This is a genomic window from Flavobacterium sp. NG2, assembly GCF_034119845.1.
In the GTDB taxonomy this organism is placed as follows: Bacteria; Bacteroidota; Bacteroidia; order Flavobacteriales; family Flavobacteriaceae; genus Flavobacterium.
Map to the genome: position 1 here is coordinate 3,708,541 of NZ_CP139420.1, position 23,244 is coordinate 3,731,784.

A 23,244-nucleotide genomic window follows, 5' to 3' on the forward strand; every position below is an offset into this window, starting at 1 on the left:
GAAGTAGTTTAAGGAAGTAGGGGACGTAAGTAGTTTGAAGAAACAGTTTGAGGGTTAGAATAATTAAAAGCTAAAAATATGGAAATCAAAACTGAAAACGATTATCAAAAAGCATTAAAAAGATTAGAGGTTATTTTTGACGCAACTCCAAATTCAAAAGAAGGAGAGGAAGCTGAAATGCTATCACTACTGATAGAAAATTATGAAAATCAATATTTCCCTATCGACAATCCTTAAATATCTATTTCTTTCGTTTGATACGTTTTAAAATTTCAGCATTTAATCATAGTTGTGACCAATAAAACTAGCCCATTCCTCACAATAACTTTGCTTCTAAAAAAACTTTTTTAACTACAATATTATCCCTAAATTGAAACTTCAAAATTGACAAAGAGCACAACTGCTTACGAAACCTACACAAACATGATGGACAAATATTTAAGACAATTGATTTCAATAGAATTTGAGGATAAAAAAGACATTTTTACTGGTTTTCTAATTGATTGGACTGAAGATTGGATTTTGCTAAAAAACAATCCTGTTGATTTCATCATTGATGGGTACACCATTTTGAGAAACAAAAATGTAAAGTCCATTACACAAGATAAAGACCATGAGTTCACAGAGAAAGTCATCAAACTAAAAGGGCTTAAAACAAGTGCTGAAGAAATCATTCCGCTTACGGATTTAGAGACTATTATTCATTTTTTGGCAAGTAAATATGAAATTTTTCAGATTGCTAAAAAATCCGATAAAGCCGTTTATCTTGGGAAACTTATTGACTTCAATGAGGACGAATTGGTCATGGATTTCTTAGGACCAGAAGGCGAATTTGAAGGTGAAATGGGTTTTAAACACAACAAAATAAGAGTCATCGAATTTGATACCGATTACATCAATTCATTGAAACTGATTGTTAACGAAGGGCAATAAGCTAATTATTTATTAATAGAAAAACACCCCTACCCCCTCCTCTCAAGAGGGGAATAAGAAGTGCTACCATATGTAATATGGTTCAAAAGTTTCTCAACTGTACATCGATTATGCTCTGTATAAACTGCTCTATATAACAAAACATTTTGTTATATCGAGCGCAACATCAATAATTAAGCATTTTACCGTCACTTCGAGTGATTTTGAATAGTAATGCGAACAGCTTTACTATTCAAAATTGTATCGAGAAGCCTTATGTCCTAGAAGTTCTCGATACATTTTATTAAAAAAAGCTAACGCATTTTTTAATAAAACACTCGAACAGACAAGAGTAATCCTTCACTATATGACATTGAAGTGAGCGCCATCGAGTTTTTTTTTCAGAAAAACTTCTATAAAAAGAAATAATATTATCCTCAGCCCTGATGGGAGCGGCATCCTTGTGGGGCTGGCATTTATGCCCCACAAGATACAGCGGACAGCAGGAACTATCTTTCCTGAAAAAGCCTACTATTACGCTCCTAAAAAAATCAATGCTCGTGTTCTCCTCCCCCTTTGGCAGTACTCAAAAGATAGAAAGCTCCTTTGATTACGATTTTGGCATCGGTGGGGATGTTTTCAAGTAGTTTTACTTCGGTGTAACCTAAATCGGTTGTGCCGGGAATAACCTCGATGGCTTTGAAATGAACTTCACCTTCCTCGTGATGAGAGGCCGTTCCGTCCTCTTTATGTGGTGCTTCTTTAGGGTTTGAATCGATTAAGAAAATGAAATATTTATCACCGTTTCTAACAATCGATTCTTTCGGTAAGGCGGGAACAGAATGATTGGTAATATTAATATTTGCCGCCACATACATGCCCGAAATCAAATCTTTGGTGTCTCTAGAATTGATTTTGGCGTGTACTGCTACCGTTTTACTTTCGTTAGAAAATGATTTATTAATACCGAAAATCGTTCCCTTAATGGACTTATTTGATTGATTAGTCAAAACAAAATCCACTTCTTGACCAATGGAAATTTTGCCCAAATCTTTTTCGAAAACATTCAAATCTAAATGCATTTGGCTATTATCTACCACTTCAAAAAGGGTGATTCCTGTCGATGCAAAAGCGCCTTTGGTGATGCTAATCTTCCCCACATACCCACTAATAGGTGCCAAAATAGGAATCAACGAACCATTGCCTGACAAACTCACATTTAAGGCTTGTAATTTGGTTCTGGCAGCTTTGGCTCTTGCTCTTTCCACCGCTAATTTTGATTTTACTTCTTGAAAGGTTTTTAATGGATTGACATTTTCGTCGCTCAACGTTTTTTGGCGGTTGTATTCTAACTGCAAGAATTCGACATTTGCTATTGCAGAACTGTATTCCTCCTGAATTTGAGTGATATCAAGGTTTTGGATGGTTGCCAAAGTCTTTCCTTTGGTCACATACGTTCCTTCCAAAACAAAAATATCTTTAACCACTCCACCAATTAAAGTCGAAATATTTGCCATATTTTGTGGTGGAACGGCAGTATAACCATTGGCCTTAATGATGGTATTGAGGTTTTTCATTTCGATACTTCCCGTTTCAATTCCGATGGTTTTGTATTGGGTAGCTGTTAGTTCCAGTTCGGTTTCTGATTTTTCTTCTTCCTCATGTTGTTCTTCGGCTTTCTTTTCTCCACAAGAAAAAAGGAGTAAACTACCACTTAAAAGCAAGGCAACAGCAAAGGTAAATCGACGGATTAGGAATATAGATGTTCGTGTATTTTTCATTGTGATTCGGTTAATTGTTTGTAAAAGACGGAAATTGCAACGCAATCGCACTTTGATTATAGGCATTCAAGGCTTCGGCATTTTGCTTTTTGATATCGATGGCTTGATTCAAAAAACTAATGTAGTTCCAATAACTCATATCTCCATTAGCGTAGCTTTTTTGCGCAGTGCTGATGATTTGATTGGCATAGTTCAGGCCTTCGTTTTGATAGTAAAGCACGGCTTTTTGTTGTTTTTCGAATTCGTTTTGCAACATTTCTTTTTGCAATTTCAACTTTAAAGTATTTTTATCCAAAGCCAGTTGTGATTGTAAAACATTCATTTCAGAAGCCTTTGCTTTGGTCGTATTCACACCGCCAAAAACAGGAATTTGCAAACCTGCCGTAAATCCTTGAAATAAGGACTTGGTATCAATGGTTTGTGCAAAATACCCTAAACCAACTTTTGGTGTTCGCATCGCTTTATAAGTCGAAGCTTCTTTTTGATAGACTGAAATTTCTTGTTCGTAAAAATTGCTGACCAACTCTTGAATGCGGTTTTCTTTATTATCCTTTAGCAGCGTGTATTTCAAAGGCGTATTTACATCAGGAATTAGGTTTTCATTGGTTTGAAGAAAAAACTGCCATTGTTTTTGATAGACCACCAAATCGTTTTCCAACTGTGCTTTTTGCGTTTCAATCTCTTTCACCTTGGCTTTGGCGCTTATGACTTCAATCGAACCGCTTTCACCTGTTTTAAAACGCAATTCGGCATTTTTTAAAAACTGATTGTAAATTGTAAAGAGTTCGTCGTTTAATTTCTGAATCGATACTCCATACAAATATTGGTAGTACGATAAGGTCACGGCTTTCTCTATTTCGTATTCCGTCAATGCTTTTCTGCGTTCGGCTAGGTTCACTAAAGCTTCTTGTAACTGACGGTTGGATTTGGTAATCGTACCGATAGGAAAAAACTGCTGTACCGTAATATTATGGTCGTAGAACTCGCTATTAAACTGCCCCCCTTGGTACTGGATTTGTAACGGATCAACTTGAAAAGCCGTTTTTTTGAGTAACATTTGTTTTTCAATTTCAGTATCAGCAATTTTTAAATCGCTGTTGTTTTTCTTGGCTAACAAAATTGCATTTTCAAGTGTAATGATTTGTTTGTTTTGAGCAAACGAAAAACTGCTCATCAATAGCAGAATTGCAAAACAGAATAAAAAACGGAACGGATTCCTTGGTGTTTTATATGTATTTTTCATCTTATGAATTTTTATTTGCTTCCAAACCGTCATTTTCTTTTTTAGAAAACAATGTACTTTTGGAAGTTTCGAATAATAAATAAAGGATTGGCAAGACAATCAATGTCAATAAAGTCGCCGACATCAATCCACCAATTACGACCGTGGCCAATGGTTTTTGCACCTCTGCCCCTCCACTATTGGATAACGCCATAGGCAAAAATCCTAAAGATGCTACTGCTGCCGTCATTAAAACGGGTCTCAATCTGGTTTTCGTCCCTATTCGAATACGCTCGAGCGGACTCGAAATTCCCTCGGCTTTCAGTTGGTTGAAATACGAAATAAGTACGATTCCATTTAAAACGGCGATTCCGAATAAAGCGATGAATCCTATTCCTGCCGAAATACTAAAGGGCATTCCTCTCCACCATAATGCATACACACCACCAATGGCAGATAAAGGAATAGCTGTAAATATCAATAATGATTGCTTGATGCTGTCAAAAGTAAAATACAGCAAGACTAAAATTAATCCCAAAGCCACGGGAACAGCAACCGAAAGGCGTTTGTTTGCTTCAATTAAATTTTGAAACTGCCCTCCATAGGTAACATAATAACCCGAAGGAAGTTGGAATTGAGCATCTAGCTTTTGTTGAATTTCTTCAACCACACTTTTAATGTCGCGTCCACGAACGTTCAATCCCACTGTAATTCTGCGTTTTCCGTTTTCTCGGGATACTTGTACAGGTCCTTGCTCATAGCTGATAGTTGCTACTTGTGAGAGCGGTACTTGTTGGCCATTGGGTAACGGAATAAATAAATTACTAACATCTGTTATATCAGAGCGGTTTGTTTCATCCATTCGAACCACAACATCAAAACGTTTGCTTTGGTCGTAAATTTTTCCGGCCACATCACCTGCAAACGAAGAACGTATCACCTGATTAATATCGACAATATTTAAACCGTACAAAGCAATTTTATTGTAATCGTATTTGATGGTGATTTGAGGTAAACCCGTGACTTTTTCAGCTTTTAAATCGCCCACACCTTCAATGGATTTTACTTTCGAAATTAACTCATCAGCTTTGGCAGCCAAAACATCCAAATCGTCACCAAAAATCTTAATTGCAATATCGCTTTTGCTTCCCGTCATCAGTTCGTTAAAACGCATTTGAATTGGTTGTGACACTTCAATAGAAACATAGGACAGCTTCTTGTTTATTTCCGCTTTCATCGCTTCCCCGATTTCTTCCCAATTTTTGTATTTGTGATCCCATTCGCTTTTGTCTTTTAAAACGATTACGATATCTCCATTTTCAATAGGCATAGGGTCAGTTGGGATTTCTCCCGTTCCTATTTTGGTAACAATCGTTTGGATTTCAGGAAACTTAGCTTTTAATATTTTCTCGCATTCTGTGGTGGCTTGAATCATTTCGGTCAACGAACTACCAGTCATGATTCTTGTTTCGAATGCTAAATCGCCTTCTTCAATGGTCGGTATAAATTCGCCTCCCATATTTTGGAACACAAAAAATGCAATAGCAAAAAGTGCCAAGGCAATCCCCAATACCAATGTTTTCAAACGCAAGGCTTTCTCTAAAAAAGGTGTGTATATATTCTCGAACCACAGCATCATGCGGTCACTAAAATTGGTTTTGTGTTCTGTTTTTTTCGACAAAAAGAGTGCACTCATCATCGGTACGTAGGTTAACGATAAGATAAAAGCACCTAAAACCGCAAATCCTACTGTCATTGCCATCGGTCGGAACATTTTTCCTTCGGTACCTACCAAAGCGAGGATAGGCAAATACACAATCAAAATGATAATTTCACCAAAAGCAGCACTGTTCCTAATCTTGGAAGCCGACTCGTAAACCTCAACATCCATTTCGCCTTGCGTAAGTTCTTTTATTCTGGTTCGCTTTTGCAAATGATGCATGGTCGCTTCTACGATAATCACCGCACCATCGACAATGATTCCAAAATCAATCGCCCCCAAACTCATTAAGTTTCCGCTTACGCCAAAGGCATTCATCAAAATCACAGCAAACAACATCGCCAGCGGAATCACCGAAGCTACAATCAATCCCGCTCGAAAATTTCCAAGGAATAAAATCAAAACAAAAATCACGATTAAGGCTCCTTCCAAAAGGTTGGTTGATACCGTTCCAATGGCATTATCCACTAATTTACTTCGGTCAATAAAAGCTTCTGCTACGACTCCTTCAGGTAATGTTTTATTGATTTGAGCCATTTTCTCTTTGACTCTTTTCACCACAGCGCTTGAATTTTCGCCTTTTAACATCAAGACCAAACCCGAAACGATTTCGCCTTTTCCATCCTTAGTAGAAGCTCCGTAACGCAAGGCAACACCTTCTTGTACCTTCGCCACATCGCGAACCAAAACAGGAGCACCATTGCGGTTTTTTATCACTACATTCTCTAAATCCTTAATCCCTTTGGCCATCCCTACGCCACGAATGAAATAGGCGTATTGGTCTTTTTCGATATATGCACCACCTGTATTTTGATTGTTTTTTTGTAAAGCATCAAAAATCTCAGTAATCGTTATCCCTAGACTATTCAGCGTATTGGGGTTAACCGCAATTTCATATTGCTTTAGTTTTCCTCCCCAAGTACTAATTTCTGCTACCCCCTCTGTCCCTTGTAATTGTGGAACGATAATCCAGTCTTGAATTGTACGCAATTGAACAGCATCATATTTGTCTTCATAGCCTTTTTTAGCATAGACATCGTATTGATAAATTTCGCCAAGACCGGTTGAAATAGGAGCCAATTCTGGAGAACCCGCATAGGCTGGAATGTTTTCTTGTGCTTTTTTAAGACGTTGAAAAATTTGTTCTCTCGCCCAATAAATATCCACATCCTCCTTGAAAACTACCGTCACCACCGAAAGCCCAAAACGGGAAATGCTTCGGAGTTCGATGATTTTTGGGATGGTTTTCACCTCCTGCTCCAGTGGATAGGTAATTAATTGCTCTACTTCCTGACTCGCCAATGTGGGAGCGGTAGTAATAATTTGCACCTGATTGTTTGTTACATCTGGCAAAGCATCAATGGGCAATTGACTGAGTGAATAACTTCCCACCCCAATAAGCACACAGGTAAAAAGCAGTATAATGAATTTATTCTTTATACTGAATTGTATTATTTTGTCTAACATGTTAGAATATCATAGATTAGAAATTTAGCAAACTAGCGCTTGCTCTCGCTGTGAATACACCTAAGTTTAATTCTAAAAGCTAATGTCATAGTATCAATATACATGACTTATAATAGCCCACAGATGAAACAAATTAAACAGATTAGCACTGATTTTTTTTATTTTCAGAATAAACAAAAGCAACAGTTTATCCACCTAACATCAGTTACATCCGTTTTGTCCGTGGACCAAAAGCAACTACATTTTGTAGCTTTTAGACGGAATTATTAGGCTATTTGCGGGGGTTGCCAAATACTTCCAAAGAAATTGGAAGAGGCAATTGAGGTATAAAAAGAATGAGAAGACTTTATTTCTTCAAAAAGGACTGTGACTAGCGTAGGTACAACTGCCACATAGGTTAACGTATGAAAACCACAACAACTACACACACAAAAAGGCGAACATAAATCATTATCGACATCGTGTGAATGCTCCGCATCTGTAGTACTGTGAATTTCAGCTTGATGTGCCAAACTATCGGCTAACTTATCTGCACAAGGCAGACACGAAAGCACAACTAAGTAGATGGAGAATATGATGTTTAGCATTTTCATTCCTGTAAAAATAGGAATAATAAATAAATTCTTTCCCTTATTATGGCTTTTTTAAGAATTTCAACACCAAAATGGTTGTTTCTAGAACTTCAACTGTTATTTTTTTATTCTTGATAATGTTTCTACCAATGGAATTCACGGAACACTTACTAAAAATAAAAGTATAGTGAGGTAATCTGAAACCGAATTCCTATTTCTCCATACTCTATTATCAAATCAATTGCGATCAAGATTCTACAATGAGAAGCTATTGCACAAACACCTCCGATTACAAGTTCTTTTTAAATGAATATTTTATTATTAATTTACAACCAAAAACAGTATCCGATGAACAACAGAAAACTAATTTTATATATAGCTTGCTCTTTAGATGGCTATATAGCGAAACCAAATGATGATTTAAGTTTTTTAAATAGTGTCCAAAAGGAAGGAGAAGACTATGGCTATAGTTCATTTATATCAACTATTGACACAGTAATTATTGGAAGAAAGACCTATGATTGGGTTATCAATCAAGGAATTGAGTTTCCGCACGCAGACAAAGAATCATATATCATAACAAGAACAACTAAAGAGAAAGAAGGAAACTTAACATTTTACAACGGTAATCTTCCTGATTTGGTAAAAAAGTTGAAAAGCAAAAACGGAAAAAATATCTTTTGTGATGGTGGAGCCGAAATTGTACACGAACTACTTAAAGAAAAACTACTTGATGAAATTATAATTTCTATTATACCCATTTTGGTTGGTGATGGCATTAGGTTATTTAAAAGTGACAGACCAGAACAAGAACTCACACTATTATCATCAAAAAATTATGATAGTGGACTTGTTCAATTACACTATAAAATAAAAACAGCATAAACCCATCTTACTTTCTAACACCTAATTTTTATGCGCTATACAGCAAAAAAACTTTCTTAGAGTAGATTTTTCGTTTTACTAAAGTGCTGCAATAAATTACAAAGTTTTAAGTTCGAATCTGAAACTAATAAAAAATCCCAACTGCTTTCACAATCGGGATTAGGTATGATTTCAAATAAAATGAATTATTTTACATCCATTAATTCTACATCGAAAATTAAAGTAGCGTTTGGTGGAATTACTCCTCCTGCTCCATTAGCTCCGTATCCTAAGTGAGAAGGAATCACAAAACGAGCTTTATCACCTACTTTTAATAAAGCGATACCTTCGTCCCATCCTTCGATTACTTGACCTTGACCTAATTTAAATTCGATTGGTTTTTTTCTTGGGTAAGAAGAATCAAAAACTTTTCCTTCTGGTAATTGTCCTGTATAATGTACTGAAACTGTTTTACCTGCAGCTGCTTGTTTACCTTCACCTTTTTGGATGAATTGGTAACGCAATCCGCTTTCCGTTTTTTCAAATCCAGCCGCTAATTTCTCCATAGCTTCTTCAGCAGCAGCTTTCTCAGCTTCTAAACGTTTTTTGCGGTTTCCTTCAAAAGTACGGAAAGCTTCAACAGCATTCCATTTTTGAGCTTCCTCACCTACTCTTACAATTTCCAAAGTTTCAAGAGCATCTCCTTGAGCAACAGCGTCTACTACATCTTGTCCTTCTACAACCTGACCAAAAACAGTATGTTTTCCGTCTAACCAAGAAGTAGGTACGTGCGTAATATAAAATTGAGAACCGTTAGTTCCAGGACCTGCATTAGCCATAGCTAAAACTCCTGGTTTGTCATGTTTCAAACTTGGGTGAAATTCATCATCAAATTTGTATCCTGGACCACCTGTTCCTGTTCCTTGAGGACAACCTCCTTGAATCATAAAATCAGGAATTACTCTATGAAAACTTAATCCATCATAATATTTTGTTCCTTGAGGCTTTACGCTGTTTTCTAAATTCCCTTCAGCAAGTGCTACAAAATTCCCTACTGTACCAGGAGTCAAATCGTGCGTTAATTTCACTAAAATAGCACCTTTAGAAGTGTTGAATTTAGCATATATTCCGTTTTCCATTGTATATTATTTTTATTGAGGTGCAAAATTACAAATTTAATAGGGAATTTGAAAGTTTGATTTTCAGGTTAAGTGTGGGAAGTTGCAAGTTAGAAATTGAGAGCTTGAAACTTCCAGCTCCCCGCTCCCTCAAAGTCATTAATTTAAGAAGTTTACCGTCACTTTGAGTGATTTTTAATAACAATGCGACAGCTATATTATTAAAAAAGGGATCGAGAAGTTTTGTTTAAACTAGAGTTCTCGATACTGAGATAAAATTTTCTGTCGCAAATTTTATCTCAACTCGAACTGACGATAGCTTAACTTAATGAATTTTTCGCTCCCTTCTCCCTTCTCCCTTCTCCCCACTTCTAACTATTGACATTTGAAATTGACTTTTATAATTGCTATTGAAATCTTTGTACCTTTGCCAATTCAAAATTTAGACAACAACTCATGCGTATTGACATTATTACCGTATTACCCGATTTATTGAGAAGTCCGTTTGAAGCTTCGATTATGAAACGTGCTATTGATAAAGGATTGGTGGAAGTTCACATTCACAATTTACGTGATTATACCACTAACAGACAAAAAAGTGTAGATGATTATCCTTTTGGTGGTGGTGCAGGAATGGTAATGACAGTACAACCTATTGACGCTTGTATTACGCATTTGAAAAGCGAAAGAGCGTACGACGAAATCATCTATATGTCACCTGACGGAGATACGTTGAACCAAAAAATGGCTAACACCATGTCCATGTATGAGAATATCATCATTTTGTGTGGACATTATAAAGGAGTAGATCAAAGAGTACGCGATCATTTTATCACCAAGGAAATTTCGATAGGTGATTATGTACTGAGTGGTGGTGAATTAGGCGCATTAGTATTGTCAGATACTTTAATTCGATTGATACCAGGCGTTTTGAGCGACGAAACCTCAGCATTAACGGATAGTTTCCAAGACGGTTTATTATCAGGACCTATTTACACTCGCCCTGCGGATTACAAAGGATGGAAAGTGCCGGATATTTTATTAAGTGGCCATTCTGCCAAAATTGACAAATGGCGCGAGGATACCGCTTATGAACATACAAAGAATAGAAGACCGGATTTGTTAGAATAAATTTTCTTTAAAAATTCCAATATTTTAAATTCCAAATTCCAATTGATTAATCAGTTAAAAAATGGTATTAGGAATTTGATTTTATTTAGAGTTTATTTTTTTATTGGAATTTGGAATTTCTTTTATTGGAATTTAATTTTTTTAACTACATTTGCACCCACATTTGATTAACCTCTGGCGATACCCGTGAATGTTGGTCCGATATTAAACCATAATTAGCATTTAAAATGGCAAATTTAGTAGACTTCGTTAATAGCGAATATGTTGCAAAAAAAGATTTCCCTGAATTCGGAGCTGGAGACACTATCACAGCTTACTACGAAATTAAAGAGGGTGAAAAAACAAGAACTCAGTTCTTTAAAGGAGTTGTAATTCAAAGAAGAGGTACTGGAAGTACTGAAACTTTTACAATTCGTAAAATGTCAGGTGCAGTAGGTGTTGAGCGTATCTTCCCTATCAACTTACCAGCTTTACAAAAAATTGAAATCAACAAAAAAGGAGCTGTACGTAGAGCTAGAATTTTCTACTTCAGAGAACTTACTGGTAAAAAAGCTAGAATTAAAGACAAAAGAAGATAGTTTACTATCCCTTTATACTAAAAGTCTCGACATTGTCGGGACTTTTTTTTTGGTTTTGGCTACAGCCAAAAAGAGAATTCTCAAATAAAGGCCTTATAATTAAAAAAATAACATTTTAAAGCGAAGTCGTTAGTTATCCCGCAATTCGGATATTTCTATGTTAAACGAGTCTGTATTTTAGTCTGATTTACATATCTTTGCACGGCTTTATTCAAAGCAAGCATACTTTTCACTATTTAAATGCATAGGACTACGATTATAAAATTAAAAAAATGACACAAAAATCAAAGATTGTTTACACATTAACTGACGAAGCACCTTTGTTAGCTACTTATTCTTTTTTACCAATTGTTAAAGCTTTTACAGCGACTGCAGGTATTGAAATTGAAACCGAAGATATTTCAGTTGCAGCTCGTATTTTGGCTAACTTCCCTGAATTTTTAACGGAAGACCAAAAAGTGAATGATTCTTTAGCTGAACTAGGAAAACTAGCTACTGCTCCAGAAGCAAACATCATTAAATTACCAAACGTTTCCGCTTCAGTACCTCAATTAAAAGGGGCTATTGCTGAATTGCAAGCACACGGATATAAAATTCCAAATTTCCCAGAAGATCCTAAAAACGATGCTGAAAAGGAAATCAAAGCAAAATATGCTAAAATATTAGGTTCTGCTGTAAACCCAGTTTTACGTGAAGGAAACTCTGACCGTAGAGCTCCTAAAGCAGTAAAAAATTACGCAAAAGTGAATCCACACTCTATGGGAGCTTGGTCTGCTGATTCTAAAACAGCTGTAGCTTCTATGAGCGAAGGTGATTTTTACGGAAGTGAGCAATCATTGACTGTAGCGGAAGCTACAGATGTAAAAATCGAATTTGTTGCTGAAGACGGTGCTACTACTGTTCTTAAAGCTAGCACTCCATTGAAATCAGGAGAAATTATCGACAGTTCAGTAATGCACTTGAATGCTTTAAAATCTTTTGTTGCTAAAACAATTGCTGAAGCAAAAGCACAAGGCGTATTGCTTTCTGTTCACTTGAAAGCAACGATGATGAAGGTTTCTGACCCAATTATCTTTGGAGCTATCGTTGAAGTATATTTCAAAGACGTTTTTGAAAAATACGCTGCCTTATTTGCTGAACTTGGTGTAAACACTAAAAACGGTTTAGGAGATGTGTATGCAAAAATTGCAGGTCACGCTCAACAAGCAGAAGTAGAAGCTGCCATCAATCAAGCGATTGAAAACGGTCCTGCTCTTGCCATGGTAAACTCTGACAAAGGAATTACAAACCTTCACGTACCATCAGATGTAATTGTAGATGCTTCTATGCCAGCTATGATTCGTACTTCTGGACAAATGTGGAACAAAGAAGGAAAACAACAAGATACAATCGCTATTATTCCAGACCGTTGTTATGCTGGTGTATATACGGCAACAATTGATTTCTGTAAAAAGAATGGTGCTTTTGACCCAACTACAATGGGTTCTGTTCCAAACGTAGGTTTGATGGCTCAAAAAGCAGAAGAATACGGTTCTCATGACAAAACCTTCCAAATGTCAGCTAACGGTAAAGTTCGTGTAGTTGATGTAAACGGAAACGTATTGATGGAACAAGCGGTTGAAGCAAATGACATTTTCAGAATGTGTCAAGCGAAAGACGCGCCTATTCAAGACTGGGTAAAACTAGCTGTTAATAGAGCACGTTTATCTGATACTCCTGCTGTTTTCTGGTTAGACGAAAAAAGAGCACACGATAGAGAAATCATCAAAAAAGTAAACACATACCTTAAAGATCACGATACAACTGGACTAGACATCCGTATCTTAAATCCAATTGCTGCAACTGATTTTACTTGCGAAAGACTTGTAAAAGGTCTAGACACGATTTCAGTAACAGGAAACGTATTACGTGATTATCTTACTGATTTGTTCCCTATTCTTGAAGTAGGAACATCTGCTAAAATGTTATCTATCGTTCCATTAATGAATGGTGGTGGATTGTTTGAAACGGGTGCAGGTGGTTCCGCTCCAAAACACGTTGAGCAATTTGTAACTGAAGGCTACTTGCGTTGGGATTCATTAGGTGAATTCTTAGCACTAGGTGCTTCATTAGAGCATTTAGGACAAAGTTTAAACAACGAAAAAGCAATTGTTTTATCGGAGACTTTAGACCAAGCCAATGATGCTTTCTTGCAAAACGATAAATCTCCAGCTAGAAGAGTAGGTCAAATTGACAACCGTGGTTCTCACTTTTACTTGGCTTTATACTGGGCACAAGCTTTGGCTGCACAAACTAAAGACGCTGACTTACTAGCCATCTTTGCTCCAATTGCAAAAGAATTAACGGATAACGAAGCTACCATCAACGCTGAATTAATTGGCGCACAAGGTAAACCACAAGAAATTGGTGGTTACTACCAACCCAATCCAGCTTTAGTAAGCAAGGCGATGCGCCCAAGCACAACTTTGAATACTATTTTAGATAAAATTTCAACATTGAAAACGGCTTAATCGTTTTTACACTTACTATTCTAAAGACAACTCGAAAGGGTTGTCTTTTTTTTTGGAGCAAAAACACTTATTTTCATAACTACCCTCCCTCCCGCTTTCCGCTGCAATCTTTTCCTTTTTAAAAGAAAAAGGAAAAGGATTTTCGCTGCAATCGGGGCTCATTAAGTACGTTTTGTTTTCCATAATTACACATAGATTGTTGTATTAGGACGAACTGCAAAACGATTGAACCACAAAGCTCCTAAGTACGAAAAGTGTTCACCAATTAAAAATCCATTTGATGATTTGTAAGAAAAAAATAATATATTTGGAAATAAATAAAGTATGAAACTTGTCATACATATCTACCCATATTGGGGTGGCTTTGTATGATTTTGTCATACATATAAACTAGTTACCAGCCATATGATGAAAATTCCAACTAAAATAGAGATTCAGACTATTAACCAATTCGGAAATAGCAACCCAATGGAAAATATTCTTTTTGGCTTTAAAATTTTTGTCGATAATGATGATTCTTATTATACAACTTCCTTTTTTAAAACTGACAAAAATGGTATGATAATTTTGAATCAAAGTGACTTAATAAATAATAGCGAGCTAAAACAGGAGAAAAATATCGAGGAATTCAAAAGCATAAAAGCGAATATTTATCCGTTAGAGAAAGAACTTACTGCTAGCATAAGGAAAGCGTCACAGAATTATATTGACGTAACTAAAAATAAAGAGATTTTGGAAAGTCAACTTATGCGAGAAGGCTTCACAAAAGACAATATAGAAATTGCGAAAAACTCTATAGAAAAAATGGCAGTTCAACAGAAAATAAACAATGAGCTATTTAAGGATTCAAAAAATGACTTGGTTCAAATAGTCACAACTTGCATTGAAGACGAATGGCTTAATGATTCAATCAAAACATACAAATTTATAATTATATAGCAATACGGCTGGTAATCGAGTAGACGGCTCCGCTAGAAACTAACGGAGTGCGCCTCTCACACCACCGAGTCCTTCGGCTTCGCTCAGGACAGGCCAAGCGGGTCATCCCTCGAATCGGGACAGGCTAGACTCGGCGGTTTCCCGAAATTATTTCGGGATAAACTCCAAATGATGATTTAGTTCAATGTAAATATCTGTCAAGGATTGATAGCCTTTTTGTCTTAGGCGCTTCAAAGTAATAGTTGAACCTAAAATAGGACTCTACGCAATTACCAAACTCCTTTTTCTTGCCCTACTAAAAGCGAGATGTTTTCGTAAAAAAATTCAACCCCCGCTTCGCAAAGTCATGAGACTTTGCGAAATTTTAAAAATCGACTTATTAAATAAATGCGTCCCAAAGTCTCCTGACTTTTGACTAATCTTGTGAATTACATTGAGCGAATGATACTGGACTCAAAACGACAATAATTGGTTAATAGCTTTATCGATTTGTAAACTCTTAAAAATAATATTTTGTGCAAAAGTCAGGAGACTTTTAGAACGATTTCGTTTATAACACAATTTTAAAATTGCGCAAAGTCGAAGACATTTGCGCAGCACTTGTAATAATTTTAGGTACACATCTAAGAGCAGAGATGTTATCGAAAAAAATCGAAACTTATAATTATTACGTTCAAATTCCATATATTTGTACGTATAAACATTTTTAAGCTATGGATACTAAACTCACATTAAAGCTTGACCAAGAGGTAATTGAAAAAGCGAAACATTACGCAGCTGAAAAAAAAGTAAGTTTATCCCGAATTATAGAAAACTATCTTAATTCTTTGACTTCAGAAAAAACTACTGATGATATCCAAATTTCACCATTTGTAAAAAGCCTTTCTTCTGGAATCAAAATTCCAGCTGATTATGATTATAAAAAAGACCGTGCTGAATATTTAGACCAAAAACACAAATGAGCAGACTCTTCTTAGACACTAACGTAATATTAGATTTATTGGGAGAAAGAGTTCCTTTTTTTGATTCAATTGCCAAAGTTGCAACCTTGGCAGACCAAAAAAAGCTTACTCTAATTGTTTCACCACTTTCATTTACTAGAATTAATTACGTTTTAAATAAATATGAACCTTCTGAAACTGTACTGAATAAACTTCGAAAGTTTAAAATAATCTGCGAGGTCTGTGAGGTTAATGAAGAAACAATAGACAAAGCGTTGAATTCTAATTTCAAAGATTTTGAAGATGCTGTTCAATATTTTTCCGCTTTACAATCTAACTGCTCCATAATTATAACTAGAAACGCAAAAGACTTTAAAAATGCTACAATTCCAATTATGACAGCGGAGGAGTATTTAAGTAGCATAACGTAAAAGGACATCACCCAATCAAGTTGACAGCCCCAAAGGCTATGCAATATCCACACCACCCAATCACTCGAATTCCAAATAAATATCTCGTGTACGGATAGCACAGTCTGGAAGCTTCCATACTGCGCTATCATATCTAAGGGAAAATTATACATATCTGAGGCACCTTTATCAACTCAAAGTATTATCTAAAATTTAGTTTTCGTTAATGCAAAGCATATCTTCTCATTTACTACTTACTGTCCTTGCCAAACTTTCAATTCCATTTTGCAAAAACAGCTGTTTAGACCACTTAAACAAGGTAACACACTCAACATCAACAGAAAGACAATCGGAAACGGTTGTCTTTTTTTTATACTTTATTATAAAAAAAATATCAACATTGTTAAATTTTACTTAAATTGATGCTCTTTTCATTAATACCACAGAAAAATGAAAATAAAAAAGACATTTTTTTCAACTCTTTTTTTACTATTTAGCATTTCATCTTTCTCACAAGATTACCATACACTTATTGGACGAATAACTGATTTTAAAACTAATGAATCATTAAGAGGTGTAAACATATTTAGTCCTGAAGCTAATATAAAAACAAGCACAGATAATTACGGTTTTTACTCCATTAAACTTCCTCAAGGAGAACACACTCTTAAAATAAGTTCTATAGGTTACTACGTCATTACAAAAAAAATAAACCTAAAAAAAGATACCGAACTAGACTTTAATCTAACCAAAGGAGAAGAAGCCCTTTTTGAAATAGTTGTAAAAAACAAAACTACTTTGACTCCAGCTGGAACAATTGAATTGTCTATTTCAACAATAAAAAAAATTCCCGCAGTACTTGGAGAAGTAGATATTCTTAAATCAATTTTATTACTTCCTGGTGTCACTAATGCTGGAGAAGGTTCAGCTGGTTTTAACGTACGTGGAGGCGGTACAGACCAAAACCTAATTCTGCTTGATGAAAGCCCAATATTCAATCCTTCTCATGCTTTTGGTTTTTTCTCAGTATTCAATTCAGATATAATAAAAGACTTAAAACTCTATAAAAGCGGCATCCCTGCCAATTACGGAGGTCGAATTGCATCCCTATTAGACATTAATCAAAAATCTGGAAATTATAAAAAATTGAATGTGCAGGGAGGAATAGGCGTAATCTCCAGCCGACTCCTCCTAGAAGGACCAATTTTGAAAGACAAAATATCATTCTTAATTGGCGCACGAACAACCTATGCCCATCTATTTTTAAAACTTTTAGAAGAACAAAAAAACAACTCCATATACTTCTATGATTTTAACGCCAAAATAAACTACAAAATCAACTCAAACAACAACATTTACATATCCAGTTATTTAGGCCGAGATTTATTTAAACTAAACAATAGCTTCACCAATGAATATGGAAATACAACTTTAAACTTAAAATGGCATCATCAGTATTCAAAAAAAATGAATTCCAATCTTTCCTTTAGTTACAGTGATTACTTTTATAATTTAAACCTTCATTTTATTTCAGTTAATTGGAATTCAAATATTACGAATTACACTTTCAAATATGCCTTTAAAAATCAGTTTTCATCCAAGTTTAAATTAAATTATGGATTAGAAACCAACCATTACCTCTTCAATCCTGGCACTTTAAAATACATCGATAAAACAACCGAACAGTTAGAAGAAAAAATGGCGCTGGAACATTGTTATTTTATAAATGCAGAACATGACATTTTTAAAAACATAAAGCTTTCTTATGGATTAAGACAGAGTATTTTTTATCACTTAGGACCAGCCAAAGTCAACTTATATGAGAATAACTCTCCTGTCATTTTCAACACTGAATCAAAAATCTACGAAAAAGCAATACCAACTGGTATTCAAGATTATAGTACAAACAAAATCATTAAAAGCTATAATAACCTAGAACCTCGTATTTCATTTTCATATCAACTCAACGACAATAATTCAATAAATACCAGTTATAATAGAACGTCCCAATACCTTCATTTAATCTCTAATACTAGTTCACCTACCCCATTAGACGTTTGGATGCCAAGTGATCGGTATATCAAACCTCAAATTGGAGATCAAATTGCTTTTGGTTATTCAAAAATTATCAAAAACGACTATTCACTTCAATTTGATGTCTATTACAAAAAACTAAAAAACAGATTAGACTACATTGACGGTGCCGATTTGATTGCCAATAAAGCTATTGAACAAGTACTATTAAAAGGTCAAATGCGGTCTTATGGTCTTGAAATATTAGCCAAGAAAAACAGAGGAAAACTCAATGGATGGATCTCCTATACTTTATCCAAATCAGAGAAGCAAACTACGGGTAGAACTCCTGAAGAAACAGGAATTAACAATGGTGAATGGTATAATTCTGTTTATGATAAACCTCACAACTTGGCCATAACAGCTTCCTATGATATTTCAAAAAGATGGACTTTAGGATCAAATTTTGTGTATCAAACTGGTCAAGCGACAACTTTCCCTCGAGGACAATACAAATACTTAGACATCTCTGCCCCTATTTATGGTTCTCGTAACAAAGATAGACTCCCTAACTACCACCATCTAGACTTTTCGGCCACGCTTAAACCCTCCACAAAAAGTACTGGAAATTGGCAAGGCGAATGGGTTTTTAGTATTTACAATATATACAATCGAAAAAACGCTTCGTCAATCAACTTTCGACAAAATATAGACACTGGAAATAATGAAGCTATAAAAACTTCCATTTTTGGATTTGTTCCCGCTATTACCTATAATTTTAAATTCTGATAGGATGATAACACTAAAAAAAACTATACCGATATTCCTTGTTTTTACATTGCTATTCTTCAATTGTGAAGAGGCTATTATTGTGGACCTAACTACAGAACCTCCTCGATTAGTTATCGAAGCTTCCATCAACTGGAGAAAAGGCACAAATGGGAATTTACAAAAAATCAAACTCACCAATAGCACTGATTATTACAACAATAATACACCTGTTGTTTCTGGTGCCACCGTCTTTATAAAAAACAATTCCTCCAATACTAGCTTTTCATTTATTGAATCCCCACAAACAGGAGAATATGTTTGTACTAATTTCATCCCTGTATTAAATGAAAGTTACACACTAACCGTCATCAATAATGGAAATACGTATACCGCATCCGAAACCTTAAAACCTGTAGCTCCAATAACTAGAGTTGAACAAAATAATAACGGGAGCATAACGGGGTCTGAAATAGAAATTAGAGCCTTTTATACCGACCCTGATAATGAAAAAAATTATTATCTATACAAGTACAGCTATTCAAATCAAGCAAAAAAAGATTACTACGTCAATGAAGACACTTTTTATCAAGGGTTGGACTTTTTTAGTATTTCACAAAACACCCATTTCAAAAAAGGAGATACTGTTGAGATAACTCACTATGGAATATCTAACAGTTATTTCAACTATATGAATATTGTATTAAGCAATTCTAGAAACAGCGAAAACAACCCGTTTCAAACACCTCCTGTTATAACAAAAGGAAACATTCGAAACATTACAAACCCAAACCAACCACCATTAGGTTATTTTTCTTTAAGTGAAATTGACACAAAAACCTTTACCATTCAATAATCCATTAATACTCATGACAACTTCTGACAATTAACACAGTTTTAATGCATGTTTATTAGCTAATTACTTATAGATTCCTCAAATTTGCGTTTCAAATTCATCATTATGTTTGATACGAAAAAAATCGCTTTTCTTTTCTTTTTATTAAGCTGTTTCAATATTTTTTCTCAAGGCACGAGCGAAAGCGAACTGGCTAAGCAAAAATTCACTTTAAGCGGAACCATAACCGACAATAAAAGTAACGAAACAATGATTGGAGTTAATCTTTATATTCCTGAGACCCAATCCAGCATCAACACCAATCAATATGGCTTTTACTCCATAACACTACCTAAGGGAACCTATACGGTTTTGGTGAGTTACATCGGTTTTCAGTCGGTATCTAAAAAAGTGGTATTAGATAAAAACACTAAGATTAACTTTAATTTATCTGATAATGCTGAAGTTCTCGATGAAGTTGTTGTAAATGCTAAAAACTACAGTACATCAATCCGTAAACCTGAAATGAGTGTCAACAAACTCTCTATTTCATCTATCAAAAAAATGCCTGTGGTTTTGGGTGAAGTCGATGTTATCAAATCACTCTTGCTATTACCTGGAGTTACCAACGCTGGCGAAGGCGCTTCTGGTTTTAACGTTCGTGGTGGTGGTGCCGATCAAAATTTAATCTTACTGGACGAAGCAACGATTTTTAGTTCTTCACACGTATTTGGTTTCTTCTCTGTTTTTAACCCTGATGCTATCAAAGATTTAAAACTGTATAAAGGTGGAATTCCAGCTAATTTTGGAGGAAGAGCATCTTCAGTTTTAGATATTTATCAAAAAGATGGAAACAGTAAATCTTTTCATGCCAATGGAGGAATTGGATTGATTTCGAGTCGGTTGTTAGTTGAAGGACCTATCGTAAAAGACAAAGGTTCGTTTTTAATTGGTGGACGTAGCTCGTACGCACATCTGTTTTTAAAACTGTCCGAAGATCAAAAAGACAACTCCGCTTATTTTTATGATTTGAATACCAAATTGAGTTACAAAATCAACCCCAACAACAATTTATATTTGTCAGGTTATTTTGGTCGTGATGTGTTTTCGATTAACAAAAGTTTTTCTAACACTTATGGAAACGCAACGCTCAACCTACGCTGGAACCATTTATTCTCCGATAAATTATTCTCTAATTTATCACTGATTTACAGCGATTACTATTATGGTTTGGACTTGGATTTTGTAGGTTTCAAATGGGATTCGGGTATAAAAAACTACAATATCAAATACGATTTCAAGCATTACCTATCTGATAAATTCAAATTGAATTATGGTGCCAATGCGATTTATTATTCGTTCAACCCAGGAACAATAAAACCATCAGACGCCAATTCAGGAATTAATTTTGACCAATTGGATAAAAAATATGCTTTTGAACCTTCTTTATACCTGAGTGCAGAACAAGACATTTCAAAAAAAATTGCCGTAACTTATGGACTACGTTACAGCATGTTTTACCGATTGGGACAGTCAACAGTTAATATTTACGCAGATAACAATCCTATTCTATTCAATACTGACCAACAGATTTACGTGAAAGCGACTCCAATAGACACTGAATTTTATGGTAAAAATAAAGTCGTACAAAGTTACAACAACCTAGAACCTAGATTTGCGGTTTCATACCAACTTACCGACGAAAGTTCCCTAAAAGCCAGTTACAACCGAATGGTGCAATACCTGCAATTGATATCCAATACTTCTTCACCTACGCCACTTGATGTTTGGACGCCAAGTGACAATTTTATCAAACCACAACTGGCAGATCAAGTAGCTTTAGGATACTTTAAAAACTTCGACGACAAGATGTACACCCTTGAAGTAGAAACTTATTACAAGAAAATTAAAAACCGATTGGATTACATTGATGGCGCCGATTTAATCGCCAACAAAGCCATTGAACAAATTGTTCTAAATGGACAAATGCGTTCCTATGGTCTTGAATTGATGTTGAAAAAAAATGAAGGAAAACTGAATGGATGGATCTCTTATACTTTATCGCGATCAGAACAGCAAACTCCAGGCAGAACTTCTGAAGAATTAGGAATAAATAATGGCGCTTGGTACAAATCTGTTTATGATAAAACACATAATCTAGCGGTAACTTCGGCCTATAACTTAAATGATAAATGGAGTTTTGGAGCCAATTTCGCTTTACAAACAGGACAACCAGCTACTTTTCCTAACGGTCAATATACGTACGAAGGCGTAGTTGTTCCTAGCTATGGTTTGAGAAACGAAAGCCGCCTACCCGCCTACCACCATCTTGATATCTCAGCAACATTAACTCCAACAAAAAACAAAGACCGCAACTGGAAAGGCGAATGGGTTTTTAGCATCTATAATCTTTACAACCGTAAGAACGCTGCTTCTATCAATTTTAGACAAAACTCAGATACAGGAGCAAATGAAGCCGTGCGAACTTCTATTTTTGGAATCGTACCTGCTGTGAGTTATAATTTTAAATTTTAAGACTATGAAAAAGCTAAACATACTTATAGCATTATTAATAACTCTATTCTTAAGTAGTTGCGAGGAAGTAGTAAATATCGATTTAGATACTGCTACTCCAAGATTAGTTATTGAAGCCTCTATCAAATGGAAGAAAGGAACAACAGGAAAAGAACAGAAAATAAAATTAACAACTACCACTTCATTTTATAGTAGCCAAATTCCAACGGTCTCTGGCGCAATTATTACTGTTAAAAACAGTTCTAATACGACCTTCAATTTTGTTGAAATTGGTAAAACAGGTGAATACCTATGCACTAATTTTACGCCTGTGATTAACGAAAAGTACACCTTGAACATCAACCTAAACGGTGTAAATTATACCGCTACCGAGACATTGAAATCGGTTGCACCTATTGAAGAAATTGTTCAAAATAACGAAGGAGGTTTCACTGGAAAAGACATTCAACTTAAAACATTCTTTACGGACCCTGCTGCCGAAACTAATTACTATTTGTACCAATACAGCTATACCGATAAAATCACGCAATCCTTTTATGGTGATGAAGATACCTTCTTTCAAGGCAATCGTTTTTTCAGTTTATCACAGTCTGATGAAATTAAAAAAGGAGACGAAATCACAGTAACGCATTACGGGATTTCTAAGACCTATTATAATTACATGAATGTTCTTATTAGTATCGCTGGCGGTGGTGGCGGTGGTCCTTTCCAATCACCACCAGCTACGGTTCGTGGAAATATCATCAACGCAACCAATAAAGACAATTATCCACTAGGGTACTTTTATCTAAGTGAAATAGACAGCCGAACTTACACTATACAATAAACATTCTCAGTTGGGTTAGCCCTGATAGCAGCGGCAGCCCCGACTGAACAAAAGCTATTTTTTGCGGGAGTTAAAGAGCGACCAGAGGAAGCTCCTGTAACG

Annotated in this window: 18 protein-coding genes; 13 read left to right on the plus strand and 5 right to left on the minus strand. The window is 35.4% G+C overall.

Translation table 11 applies throughout. The features are described from left to right. The first annotated feature begins 78 nt into the window (after positions 1-78). Both SLW70_RS14895 and SLW70_RS14900 read left to right on the plus strand, forming a co-directional pair. Positions 79-237 (plus strand): hypothetical protein, encoded by a 159-nt coding sequence (locus SLW70_RS14895; RefSeq protein ID WP_320889421.1) that lies wholly within the window; start codon positions 79-81, stop codon positions 235-237. Between the two features lie 147 nt (positions 238-384). Beyond that, on the plus strand, positions 385-933 hold the full coding sequence (locus SLW70_RS14900) for a hypothetical protein (RefSeq protein WP_320889422.1): 549 nt from the start codon (positions 385-387) through the stop codon (positions 931-933). A 530-nt stretch (positions 934-1,463) separates the two neighbouring features. Here the strand turns inward: SLW70_RS14900 and SLW70_RS14905 are convergent. The 4 genes from SLW70_RS14905 to SLW70_RS14920 all read right to left on the minus strand — a co-directional run bounded on the left by SLW70_RS14905 (position 1,464) and on the right by SLW70_RS14920 (position 7,695). Then, positions 1,464-2,693, minus strand: coding sequence for an efflux RND transporter periplasmic adaptor subunit (locus SLW70_RS14905; protein WP_320889423.1), 1,230 nt, complete (start codon positions 2,691-2,693; stop codon positions 1,464-1,466). 10 nt (positions 2,694-2,703) lie between these two features. Beyond that, complete coding sequence (locus SLW70_RS14910; RefSeq protein ID WP_320889424.1) at positions 2,704-3,936, minus strand: TolC family protein; 1,233 nt, start codon at positions 3,934-3,936, stop codon at positions 2,704-2,706. A gap of 1 nt (position 3,937) precedes the next feature. Continuing rightward, a complete protein-coding gene (locus tag SLW70_RS14915; protein ID WP_320889425.1) occupies positions 3,938-7,102 on the minus strand; it encodes a CusA/CzcA family heavy metal efflux RND transporter in 3,165 nt (1,054 codons plus the stop codon). 266 nt (positions 7,103-7,368) lie between these two features. After that, on the minus strand, positions 7,369-7,695 hold the full coding sequence (locus tag SLW70_RS14920; RefSeq protein ID WP_320889426.1) for a DUF6660 family protein: 327 nt from the start codon (positions 7,693-7,695) through the stop codon (positions 7,369-7,371). 285 nt (positions 7,696-7,980) lie between these two features. On the opposite strand from SLW70_RS14920, the gene SLW70_RS14925 reads away from it, so the two are divergent. After that, positions 7,981-8,559, plus strand: coding sequence for a dihydrofolate reductase family protein (locus SLW70_RS14925; protein WP_320889427.1), 579 nt, complete (start codon positions 7,981-7,983; stop codon positions 8,557-8,559). Between the two features lie 185 nt (positions 8,560-8,744). Here the strand turns inward: SLW70_RS14925 and SLW70_RS14930 are convergent, their stop codons facing one another. Further along, on the minus strand, positions 8,745-9,677 hold the full coding sequence (locus tag SLW70_RS14930) for a peptidylprolyl isomerase (RefSeq protein ID WP_320889428.1): 933 nt from the start codon (positions 9,675-9,677) through the stop codon (positions 8,745-8,747). A gap of 435 nt (positions 9,678-10,112) precedes the next feature. On the opposite strand from SLW70_RS14930, the gene trmD reads away from it, so the two are divergent. The 10 genes from trmD (at position 10,113) to SLW70_RS14980 (ending at position 23,142) form a co-directional block, all read left to right on the plus strand. Further along, positions 10,113-10,787, plus strand: a complete 675-nt coding sequence (trmD, locus tag SLW70_RS14935) for a tRNA (guanosine(37)-N1)-methyltransferase TrmD (protein WP_320889429.1) — start codon at positions 10,113-10,115, stop codon at positions 10,785-10,787. Positions 10,788-11,014: 227 nt separating this feature from the next. Next, positions 11,015-11,365 (plus strand): 50S ribosomal protein L19, encoded by a 351-nt coding sequence (gene rplS / locus SLW70_RS14940; RefSeq protein WP_320889430.1) that lies wholly within the window; start codon positions 11,015-11,017, stop codon positions 11,363-11,365. A 272-nt stretch (positions 11,366-11,637) separates the two neighbouring features. Continuing rightward, the gene (locus SLW70_RS14945) at positions 11,638-13,875 is read left to right on the plus strand and encodes an NADP-dependent isocitrate dehydrogenase (protein ID WP_320889431.1); all 2,238 of its coding nucleotides are present in this window, start codon (positions 11,638-11,640) and stop codon (positions 13,873-13,875) included. 405 nt (positions 13,876-14,280) lie between these two features. Beyond that, positions 14,281-14,814: a hypothetical protein gene (locus SLW70_RS14950; protein ID WP_320889432.1), complete on the plus strand. Its 534-nt coding sequence runs from the start codon at positions 14,281-14,283 to the stop codon at positions 14,812-14,814. A 713-nt stretch (positions 14,815-15,527) separates the two neighbouring features. Next, a complete protein-coding gene (locus SLW70_RS14955) occupies positions 15,528-15,776 on the plus strand; it encodes a DUF6364 family protein (protein WP_320889433.1) in 249 nt (82 codons plus the stop codon). Further along, the gene (locus tag SLW70_RS14960) at positions 15,773-16,186 is read left to right on the plus strand and encodes a PIN domain-containing protein (RefSeq protein ID WP_320889434.1); all 414 of its coding nucleotides are present in this window, start codon (positions 15,773-15,775) and stop codon (positions 16,184-16,186) included. Before SLW70_RS14955 ends, SLW70_RS14960 begins: the two co-directional genes overlap by 4 nt. Before the next feature lie 429 nt (positions 16,187-16,615). After that, complete coding sequence (locus tag SLW70_RS14965) at positions 16,616-18,967, plus strand: TonB-dependent receptor (RefSeq protein WP_320889435.1); 2,352 nt, start codon at positions 16,616-16,618, stop codon at positions 18,965-18,967. Positions 18,968-18,971: 4 nt separating this feature from the next. Continuing rightward, positions 18,972-19,802, plus strand: a complete 831-nt coding sequence (locus tag SLW70_RS14970) for a DUF4249 family protein (RefSeq protein ID WP_320889436.1) — start codon at positions 18,972-18,974, stop codon at positions 19,800-19,802. A 105-nt stretch (positions 19,803-19,907) separates the two neighbouring features. After that, a complete protein-coding gene (locus SLW70_RS14975; RefSeq protein WP_320889437.1) occupies positions 19,908-22,316 on the plus strand; it encodes a TonB-dependent receptor in 2,409 nt (802 codons plus the stop codon). Between the two features lie 4 nt (positions 22,317-22,320). After that, complete coding sequence (locus SLW70_RS14980; RefSeq protein ID WP_320889438.1) at positions 22,321-23,142, plus strand: DUF4249 domain-containing protein; 822 nt, start codon at positions 22,321-22,323, stop codon at positions 23,140-23,142. Positions 23,143-23,244 lie beyond the last annotated feature (102 nt).